This is a genomic window from bacterium, from assembly GCA_028821235.1.
GTDB lineage: Bacteria > Actinomycetota > Acidimicrobiia > Spongiisociales > Spongiisociaceae > Spongiisocius.
The window spans coordinates 1-10,267 of record JAPPGV010000052.1; the positions used below are offsets into that span (position 1 = coordinate 1).

10 protein-coding genes are annotated in these 10,267 nt (G+C 66.8%); all 10 read left to right on the forward strand.

Features of this window, described 5'->3' with window-relative positions:
* The first annotated feature begins 165 nt into the window (after positions 1-165).
* Entirely contained in the window at positions 166-1,257 is a 1,092-nt protein-coding gene (locus OXK16_05485; GenBank protein ID MDE0375399.1) for a zinc-binding dehydrogenase, read from the forward strand.
* A 195-nt stretch (positions 1,258-1,452) separates the two neighbouring features.
* Positions 1,453-1,713, forward strand: coding sequence for a hypothetical protein (locus OXK16_05490; GenBank protein ID MDE0375400.1), 261 nt, complete (start codon positions 1,453-1,455; stop codon positions 1,711-1,713).
* A gap of 14 nt (positions 1,714-1,727) precedes the next feature.
* The gene (locus OXK16_05495) at positions 1,728-1,913 is read left to right on the forward strand and encodes a hypothetical protein (GenBank protein ID MDE0375401.1); all 186 of its coding nucleotides are present in this window, start codon (positions 1,728-1,730) and stop codon (positions 1,911-1,913) included.
* A gap of 139 nt (positions 1,914-2,052) precedes the next feature.
* Complete coding sequence (locus OXK16_05500; protein ID MDE0375402.1) at positions 2,053-3,318, forward strand: YibE/F family protein; 1,266 nt, start codon at positions 2,053-2,055, stop codon at positions 3,316-3,318.
* 51 nt (positions 3,319-3,369) lie between these two features.
* Positions 3,370-4,509 (forward strand): DegT/DnrJ/EryC1/StrS family aminotransferase, encoded by a 1,140-nt coding sequence (locus OXK16_05505; protein ID MDE0375403.1) that lies wholly within the window; start codon positions 3,370-3,372, stop codon positions 4,507-4,509.
* Positions 4,510-4,973: 464 nt separating this feature from the next.
* The gene (locus tag OXK16_05510; protein ID MDE0375404.1) at positions 4,974-5,813 is read left to right on the forward strand and encodes an alpha/beta hydrolase; all 840 of its coding nucleotides are present in this window, start codon (positions 4,974-4,976) and stop codon (positions 5,811-5,813) included.
* Positions 5,814-5,961: 148 nt separating this feature from the next.
* Positions 5,962-6,939, forward strand: coding sequence for a ParA family protein (locus OXK16_05515; protein MDE0375405.1), 978 nt, complete (start codon positions 5,962-5,964; stop codon positions 6,937-6,939).
* A 53-nt stretch (positions 6,940-6,992) separates the two neighbouring features.
* Positions 6,993-7,853 carry an alpha/beta hydrolase gene (locus OXK16_05520; protein ID MDE0375406.1) on the forward strand — a complete coding sequence of 287 codons (861 nt, stop codon included), beginning with the start codon at positions 6,993-6,995 and terminating at the stop codon, positions 7,851-7,853.
* A 99-nt stretch (positions 7,854-7,952) separates the two neighbouring features.
* On the forward strand, positions 7,953-8,795 hold the full coding sequence (locus OXK16_05525; GenBank protein MDE0375407.1) for an alpha/beta hydrolase: 843 nt from the start codon (positions 7,953-7,955) through the stop codon (positions 8,793-8,795).
* An 839-nt stretch (positions 8,796-9,634) separates the two neighbouring features.
* Positions 9,635-10,267 (forward strand): biotin/lipoyl-binding protein (locus OXK16_05530; protein ID MDE0375408.1); only part of this gene is annotated, 633 nt, incomplete at its 3' end.

Here is a 10,267-nt window from a genome sequence, read left to right on the forward strand (position 1 = left end):
GGGAGATGAAGACCAACATGGTCATCAACCTGCACCCCCAGATCACCTTCGACGATCCGGCGGAAGCCCTCGCCGTGGGCGGGATCTGCGTGTCGGACAACGTGCGGGTCACTCCCGAAGGCGGCGAGCGGCTCACCTACGAACGCGACGATCTCGTCGACCTTGATGCATAGCCGGGCCGCCCTGGTCGTCGAGCCGGGGCGGGTCGAGATTGCCGGGATCACCTTCGGTCCTCCCAGGGAGGGGGAGGTGATCCTGAGGATGGAGGCGGCCGGGGTCTGCCGTACCGACTACAAGGTCTCCAAGGGCCTGCAGTCGGGCCGTAAACCCCGCTACCCGATGCTGCTGGGTCACGAGGGGGCCGGCGTCGTGGAACAGGTCGGTCTCGGCGTCACCCATCTCGGCGAGGGGGACCGGGTGGCGGTGGGATGCCGGGTGCCTTGTGGATCCTGCCCGATGTGCCGTCGCAACGATCCCCGGCGCTGCAATTCCTCCGGTGCGCGCCCTCCCGCGGTGTCGCTCGAGTCCGACGGTTCCGAGGTTGAGGTGCCGATGGGCCTGGGCATGTACGCCGAGCGGATCCCGGTCGATGCCGGGGCGGTCTTTCGGGTGAGCGACGACATGCCGCTGACCTCCGCCTCGCTGCTGGGCTGCGCGGTCATGACCGGTACCGGCGCTGTCTTCCACACAGCCAAGGTGTGGCCGGGCGCAATCGCGGCCGTCATCGGGTGCGGCGGGATCGGCCTCTCTACCGTCCAGGGCGCCAGCCTGGCCAACGCCTCGAAGGTGATCGCGGTGGACATATCCGACCGCAAGCTGGAGTGGGCGCTGTCCATGGGCGCCACCCATGCGGTCAACTCGGCGCGCGAGGATGCGGTGGCGAAGGTTCGCGCCCTCACCGGCGGCGCGGGGGTCGACTTCTCGTTCGAGGCCGTGGGACTGGGCGCCACGCTTGAGCAGGCTCTCGGGATGCTGTCATACGGGGGAGTGGCCACCATGATCGGAGTACCGCCGGTGGGTTCGGCCGCCGACCTCGATCCGTCAGCCTTCTTCCGCAACACCTCGACGCTGATGACCACGCACGGAGGGGAGGGCATACCCGCGCAGGACTTCCCGGTCCTGGATTCGCTCTACCGGTCGGGTCGGCTGAACCTGGACGACATGGTCACCCACACCATCCCCCTGTCCGACATGGAGAAGGGTTTCGAAAACCTGGAGACCGGCTCGGCCCTCCGCACCGTGGTGGTTCCCGGCTGACCACGGTTGAGCCGGTTGCCCAAACGGCGGCCGGTGTGGAAGGGGCGAAAGCAAGGGGGTTGAAACCCTCCCGTGGACAAGGCATGTTGGGGGTGAGGTCCAACGGGCAAGGATCGATCGACAAGGATTTCGTCATCGGCGGAACGCTCCCGGATGTGGACCACTGGTATCCTTGACAGCGGATGGAGGAAAGGCATGACCACGCCGACTTTCGACACCCAGGCCAGCGTCAGCAAGCTTCGCTCCGCGGGAGTTGACGAGCCTGTCGCCCACGGCAGCGTAGAGGTTGTCGTCGGCGCGACCAGCCCGCTCGTCACCCGCGACATGCTCGCGACGGAAGTCGCCGGGCTGAAGGCTGACATGTTGACGGCGATGTACCGGGCCTTGTGGATACAGGGCGTGGGCATCGTGGCGGTGGTGGGCGGGATCGTCGGTATCGCCCAAGCCGTTGGCTGACTGAGGTCAGAAGGATGTGTCGGCCCGGATTTGGCGAGTCCGATGCCCAGGGCATCGTCGAAGACGTTGCCGATGTGAACAGCCCGATCGTGACCCGCGACATGCTCCGGGCCGAGTTGTACCGCGCCCTGTGGATACAGGGCACCGGTATCGTCGCGGTCATCGGCGGCATCATCGGCATTACCGAGGTCATCGGCTGAATCCGAATCCGGGGGGCGTCCCAGGAGGGTGCTGAAGAACGTCCAGTTGGCCCGAAGGCCTCAAACGAGCCACCAGGTCAAGGGACCCCGGGCCAACCAATCCCCGCCTTTTCAGCACCCTCCTAAGCTTCGGAACCGGATGGAGAAACCTCTCGGACAACCCTCGGACGCGGCGGAGGCCCTCCCTGGCGGCGGCTGGAGTGCGTGGAGGTCTTACCCCGGCCTGCGTTGGGTGCTCGCCGTGGTGGTGGCCGCGGCGGTCGCGACGGTGTTCGGCGTGGCGGCGTTGTGGCCCACCGAGGAGGGGATAGAGGCCGCCACCGCCAGCGCCGATGAGATCGGACTCGTGACCGACCGGTACGGCGCCACCGTGGAGGAAATCCGCGACGGTCCCTGCAGCTATTCGACCGCCGAGAGCCCCTACGACTGCCGCCAGGTCACCGTCGTGCTGGACGAGGGTCCGGCCACGGGCTCGCTGGTGGCTCTACCGGAGCTGGACCTCGCCTTCACGGCGACAACCCCTTCCCTGAGGCTCGGCCAGAAGGTGATCATCGGCTACGAGCCGTCCACGGACTTCTACTTCTACGCCGATGCGGACCGCCGGACCCCGCTGGCGTGGCTGACTGCGCTGTTCGCCGTGTTCGTGATCGCGCTGGGGCGGCGCCGTGGTGTGCTGGCCCTGGTGGGTATGGCCGGCACCCTGGCGGTGCTCCTCGCCTTCATGGCGCCGTCCATACTCGACGGCAACGACCCGCTGCTGGTCTCGGTGGTGGCGGCGTCGGGGATTGCGTTCGTGAGCCTGTATCTCGTCCACGGATTCAGCCCGATCACCACCGTGGCCCTGGCCGGAACCCTCTCGTCGCTCGGGTTGACGCTGGGCCTGTCCTGGGCGTTCTTCGAGTTGGCCGCCTTCACCGGTCTGGCCACCGAGGAGGGCTTGGTCCTGCCCCTGATCGCCGGTGGGTTGGACGTCTCCTCCTTGATCCTGGGCGGAGCGGTCATCGGCGCGCTCGGCGCGCTGGACGACATCACGGTTACCCAAGCCGCCCTGGTGGCGGAGCTCCGCTACCGGAACCCGAGCCTGGGCGTCTACGAGCTGGTCGCGTCCGGAATCCGGGTGGGCCGGGAGCACATCGCTTCGACGGTCAACACCCTCTTGCTGGCCTATGCCGGCGCGGCCATCCCCCTGCTGATGCTGTTCGTCGTGTCCGATCAGTCGCTGGTGATGGTGGCGAACTCCGAGATGGTGGCCGTGGTGATTGTGCGCACGTTGTGCGGGTCGATCGGGCTGGTGGCTGCCGTGCCGATGACCACCACCCTGGCCGCTCTGGTGTCGTCGGGTCACCGCCCGGCCGAAACGGATGCCGGTTCCGGGTCGAACTGGTCGGAACTGCCGGGCGGGTAGGATTCCGCGCAGTCACCAACCTTGATGGAGGGCTCCGCCGTGGTAGTACCCATGTCCGATCTGGCCGCCGAGTATGGGTCGCTCAAGACCGAGATCCACGATGCGATCGACCGGGTGCTGGCCAGCGGCCTCTACGTCCTGGGTGAGGAGCTCGAGGCCTTCGAGGAGTCCTTCGCCGCCTACGTGGGCGCCCGCTACGCCATCGGGGTGGGTTCCGGTACGGCATCACTCCATCTCGCCCTGGCGGCGCTCGACCTCGAGCCCGGCGACGAGGTGATAACCGTTCCCAACACGGACACGCCCACCGCGGCGGCGGTGACCCACGCCGGCGCGAGGGTCGTCCTGTCGGATACGGACGACCACACCTTCACCATGGATCCCGCCCGGTTGGAAGAGGCGATCACCCCGCGGACCCGGGTGATCCTTCCGGTCCACCTGTTCGGTCACCCAGCCGATCTCGACCCGATCCGAGCGGTTGCCGACCGTCACGGGATCGTGGTGTTGGAGGACTCGGCCCTCGCCGTGGGCGCCGAGTACAGGGGCCGCAAGACCGGAACCTTCGGGCCGCTCGGCTGTTTCAGCCTGGCGCCGGGGAAGATCCTTGGCGGGTACGGCGACGGGGGGATCGTGGTCACCGACGACCCTGACCTGGCCCACCGCGTCGGGGTGCTCCGCAACTACGGTCACGCTCCCGGCCAGAAGCTCTCGGGCAAGGACCTGACCGGGGGCCACGGTTGGACGGTGCTGGAACAGGGTTACAACCAGCGCCTCGACACCCTCCAGGCGGCGGTTCTGGCCGCCAAGCTCCCGACGCTCGAGGACCGGATCGCGGGCCGCCGGCGTGCTGCCGAACTCTACAGGGAGGCCTTTGCCGGGACGCTGGTCACGGCTGTCCACGAGGCGCCCTGGGCGCGCCATGTCTATTTCGCCTACAACGTGCTGGTGCCCGCCCACCTCCGCGACCGGGCCCGTGCCCATCTCGCCGCCCACGGCATCGCCACCAGGCTGTACTACAACCCCCCGCTCCATCTACATCCGGCCTACGAGTGGATGGGCCTAGGGGCGGGTTCGTTGCCGGTGGCCGAGCGAACCGCCTCCCAGATGATCGGCCTGCCCTGCTTCCCCCAGATCACCGCCTCCCAAGTCGAGCAGGCCGCCTCGACCCTCCTGGACTTCTTGGCCGGCCGCTAGACGGCAGCCGCCTCAGGCCAACCGGATCGGTAAGGCCTCGCCTGCCCATCGCAGCGGGATGGCGTCTCACGGAATCGAAGGGGTTGAACTTGTCACCCCCTCGCGATAGGTTGCCCATCGCCAAGCACCGACAGCGGCCGAGAGCGTCTTACCGATCGGATCGGCCGGCCCGAGGGAACATACGAGGCTTGATCGAGCCGAGGCTGATGGAGCGACCGCCGATTCCCGGCAACCGGCCGGGCATGGCGGACCACGCTCCAAGCAAGGTGGTGGAGGCGGGGGTGGGCCCAGCGGGCGGGCCCCGGTCGCCGCGATTTTCGCGTTCTTGACAGCGACGCCGACGATTACGGTCTGACCCCCGATGCTATCCGTCTCCGGTGAGAAGTGTCCGCGGAGATCACCCGAGTGAGAAAGGCGGGATCGCAGCGGGCTCCATGGACGGGCCCGGCGGTATGCTCGGCATCATGAGTTCATCATTCACCACCTCTGACGGGGTACGCATCGCCTACCAGGAGGTGGGCGCCGGCGATCCGCCCATCGTCTTCATCCACGGCATCTACGGGACCCACCAAGCGTTCGGCAATCAGGTGGAGTACTTCTCTCCGAACCATCGGTGCATAGCGGTGGACCTGAGAGGCCACGGCGAGAGCGACAAGCCCGACCAGGTCTACTCGATGGCCCGGTACGCCGACGATGTGGCGGAACTGATGCGCCACCTGGCGCTACCCCCGGCGGTCATGGTCGGTCACAGCATGGGAGGCCAGGTGGTGATCTCGGTGGCCGCCCGCCATCCGGATCTGGTGCGGGCGGTGGCCAGCCTGGACTCGCCGAGCAACATTCCCGGCTGGCAAAAGCGCTTTCACTCGCCCTTCGATCATCTGATCAGGTTCGACGGTCCCTACCGCGAAGGTGTGCACCGGTTCCTGGCGGCCGCATACCTGCCCACCGACGACCCCTCCTGGGTGGGGGGTCTCGAGGAGCGACTGGCCGGGATCCCGGACCACATGATCGTCCGGGCCTGGGACGCGATGAAGGCATTCGAGCCAAGCGACACCTTGCGCCGGATGGCCTGTCCCTATCTCTACGTCGACTCCGGCCAGCCCGACCTGGACTTCGATCTGCTGCGCGAGCACTGCCCGCAGGTAGTTGTCGGCAAGACGGTGGGGGCCGGCCACAAGGCTCTCCAGGACGTGCCGGACCAGATCAACGCCATGCTGAACCGTTTCATCCAGCATGCCGACGGGATCGCGGAGGAGATGGTCCGGACCGGGGGAGTGTTCCGGTACAACTTCCCGGCCCGTTAGCCGAGACAGTGCACTATTCGTGTCTCGTGCCTCGTTCGGGATCCGGGAGGTCACCTGCCAGGGAGGGGATGGTCCGCAACGGCGACGCCGAGCCGAAGCTCCGTCTTCCCCCGTGCGGGCCGGCACCCGTGACACCTGAGGCCGTGAGATGAGAATCGTTGCGTTCTTCAACAACAAGGGTGGTGTGGGTAAGACCTCGTTGGTTTACCATCTCGCTTGGATGTACTCGGGCATCGGTCGGAATGTCGTGGCCGCCGATCTCGACCCGCAGGCGAACCTCACTGCCATGTTCATCGATGACCACAGTCTCGAACCGCTGTGGGATCAGGATCGGGGCACGATCCACGGAGCGATCGAACCGTTGCTGGAGGGTACGGGCGACATCGGTTCGCCGCACCTCGTGGAGCGGAGCGTCGGCCTGCATCTGGTGGTCGGCGACCCGAGACTGGCGGCGGCCGAGGATGAGATCTCTCGCCAATGGACCGGCTGCCTGGACCGGAGACCGCGCGCCTTCCGGGTCGTGTCCGCCTTGTGGCGGGCCTTGCGGCGGGCGGCGACCGACGTGGAAGCCGATCTGGTGCTGGTGGATGTCGGGCCGAACCTCGGCGCGCTGAACCGGTCGGCGCTGGTCGCGGCCGACTACGTGGTCGTCCCGTTGACGTCGGACCTGTACTCCCTTCAAGGACTGCGGAGCCTCGGGCCTACCCTCCGTGGCTGGAGGGGCCAATGGGCGGAGCGGCACGCTCAGAATCCGGTGGAGGACCTGGCCCTACCGGATGGGGCAATGGGGCCGATCGGCTACGTGGTCATGCAGCAGGCGATCCGCCACGATCGTCCGGTCCTGGCCTACCAGCGGTGGGCCGATCGTATCCCTGGCGTCTACTCGAAGGAGGTCTGCGGCCGAGATCCGCAGTCTGCCATGACCGTGAGTGAGGACCCGAACTGCCTGGCCATCCTCAAGCACTACCGGAGCCTCATGCCGATGGCGCAGGAGGCGCGCAAGCCGATGTTCGCGCTGGAGCCGGCAGACGGAGCCATCGGTGGGCACACCCGGGCCGTTCGGACTTGCTACAGGGACTTCCGAGTGCTTGCGGAGAACATCCTCGAGAGGATGGGTAGCGAGTAGCCGGAGGGACGGTCGCGGGCGGGCTCAGGTTTGGGTGCCGGAAGCAGGCAACTATGCTCGCCGGCATGACCCACCCCGCCCGATCCATCACGGTCAGCGACGGCACTCGTATCTCCTATCACGAGGTCGGCTCGGGCGACCCGGCCATCATCTTCATCCATGGCGCCTACAGCAACCGGCGTGGCTTCGGCAACCAGGAGGCATACTTCTCTCCGAACCATCGTTGTGTGGCGGTGGACCTGCGCGGTCACGGCGACAGCGACAAACCGGACCAGCCGCTCACGATGGAGCAGCATGGGCACGACGTGGCCGAACTCATCCGGCAGCTGGGGCTCGAGAAGCCGGTTCTGGTCGGCCAGAGCATGGGCGGCCAGGTGGTCATCTCGGTGGCCGCCTTCTACCCGGATCGGATAACGGCGGTGGCCAGCTTGGACTCGCCCTCCAACATTCCCGGCTGGCACCAGCGGTTCCACGGCCCCTACGACCACCTGATGACCGAGGACGGACCCTTCCGGGAGACGCTGATCGCCTTCCTGAGCGCCGCCTACCTGCCGACCGACCACCCCTCCCGGCTCGGGCAGATGGCTGAGCGCCTGGCCGAGGTCCCCGACCACGTGATCCTCAACAGCTGGGCCGGCAAGGTGGACTACGACCCCACGGACATACTCCGGGCGGTCCGTTGCCCCTACCTGTACATCGACTGCGGTCAGCCCGACATCGACTTGGATCTGCTGCGCGAGCTCTGCCCGCAGGTGGTGATCGGCAAGACGGTGGGAGCCGGGCACAAGGCTCTTCAGGATGTGCCGGATCAGATCAACGCCATGCTGAACCGCTTCATCCAGCATGCCGACGGGATCGCGGAGGAGATGGTCCGTACCGGGGGAGTCTTCCGGTACAACTTCCCCGAGGTCTGATCCACAACCCGGCTCACCCCGTCCAGGACCTCGCGGCCGGTCCGGGACGCCGGCCAGTGCATGGCAAGAGGGGCTGGCCAGGAAGGCTAACCTCCGGGCATGACTACCCAGACCATCACCACCCCGGACGGCGTCCGGATCGCCTACCACGAACTCGGCTCGGGCGACCCGGCCATCATCTTCATCCATGGCGGCTTCGGGAACCGCACCGGCTTCGGGTTCCAGGAGGAGTATTTCTCCCCGAACCATCGCTGTATCTCGGTCGACCTGCGGGGTCATGGTGAGAGCGACAAGCCCGACGTGGTGTACACGATGGAGCAGCATGGCGACGACGTGGCGGAACTCATCCGGCAGTTGGGTCTCGAGAAGCCGGTTCTGGTCGGCCAGAGCATGGGCGGCCAGGTGATCATCTCCGCCGCGGCCCGCCACCCTGAGTTGGTGGGGGCGATCGCCAGCCTCGACTCACCCTCCAACATTCCCGGCTGGCACCAGCAACACCACGGTCCGTTCGATCATCTGATGACGGCCGAGAGCGACTTCCGCGAGACGCTGCGCATGTTCCTGAGCGCCTCCTACCTTCCGACGGACGATCCTTCCCGGGTGGCGACCATCTCCGAGCGGCTGGCTGAGGTTCCGGACCACGTGATCCTCAACGGGTGGAAGGGGATGATGGGGTTTGACGCGGAACCGATCATGCGCGGCGTGAAGTGCCCTTACCTGTATATCGACTGCGGTCAGCCCGACATCGACTTGGATCTGCTGCGCGAGCTCTGCCCGCAGGTGGTGATCGGCAAGGTGGTGGGAGCGGGCCACAAGGCACTCCAGGACGTGCCGGATCAGATCAACGCCATGCTGAACCGCTTTATCGGCCACGCCGACGGGATCGCGGCGGAGATGGTCCGCACCGGCGGAGTTTTCCGGTACAACTTCCCCAAGACCTAACCAGGTCCTCACCGAAGGGCGGGATCGGCCGGTCTCGCTCCCTCGTTTATGTCACACCCTCGCCATACGGTGTCGGATGACCGTTGACCCGAGCCTTCACAGTTCGAGGCCGGAAGCCTGCGGACGGAGACGCGTGCTCTGTCCGGGCTGCCGGCTCGTGTAAGTGAGGAAGCAGGGTCGAAGTACCAGCGGTCTGGTTCGGACGTCGGTCGGAACGCGTGAGGGAACATTCTGTCGAAGCAACCCCACCCGGGGGATGGCGGGACGCGCTCGACATCAAGGTGGTGGCGGTTGGGGGAGGGCCCGGCGAGCGCAGCCCGCTCGCCGCGATTTTCGCGTTCGCTCGCCGGCTCGGAACGTGGAGGGCGCCGAAGAAGAGGGGGTGGGTTGGACAGCGATGGCTTCTAGCTGGGGTTTTGTTGCCTGCCATCGGGCCAGCGGGACATCTCCAGTGCCCTTCTAGTCCCCACAATGAGTCGTTGGGCGGGGGTATCGGGTGGGATTGACCACCCGACGGCCCCCTTCTCCTTTGGATCGCACCGGCTCCGGGTCGGTTCGAGGGGTCGACATCGTGTAGTCATCGATTTCTCATTTTCTTCTCACGTTCTTCTCAGGCTATTCACAGGTTCGAGCAGAAGAGTGGTCCCGGTCCGCCGAGGGAAACTGCATGAAGGAGGGTGTGATATGCCACCGGAACGAGGACGGGAAGCCGCCGGACCAAGCGAGGCACACCGCACCTGCCCATGGAACGACTCCGGGAGCTTCTCGTGCGTCCACCTGCCCGGTGGGTCCGGCGCCAGCGGCGCCACCGGTGCCGCTCATGGGGGTGTGAGGCGGAGATGAGCGAAGTTGATATCGATGCCCTGATCCGTGGCCGTGATTCCAGAAAGGGTCGGCTGTTCCTGGTTGCCGCAGTTCTGGTGGTGGGGGCAGGGGTAGCGGCCTTCCTCTGGTGGCAGCAGGACGAGCCGGTCGTGACGGCCGAACCGGAGCGTGCCGAGGCCATGATGGGCCGGTTGAGCACCACCGTCGACCTGTCCGGATCGGCGGTTGCCGAGCGCAGCACCGATCTTTACTTCGAGGCTGCGGGCGCCGTCGCATCCGTCATGGTCGAGAGCGGCGTCGCCGTACGAGCCGGCGACATCCTGGCGGTGCTGGATGACACTGACGCGCAGCGGCGCATCGAGACGGCTGAGGTGCAGCTGCGTCTTGCCCGGCTGCGCCTGGAAGCGCTGCTTGCTACTCCCGCAGGATCCGATGTGGCCGCCGCCAGACAATCGATCGAGGCGGCGGAGTCGCAGGTGACGAGCGCCGAGATGGCTTTGGCGGGTCTTTCGGAGCCGCCTGGTGTGGGTGATGTGGCTTCGGCTGAGCAGGCGGTGGCGAGTGCGTTGGCGCAGCTTTCGAGCGCGGAGGAGGCTTTGGCGGGTCTTTCGGAGCCGCCTGGTGTGGGTGATGTGGCTTCGGCTGAG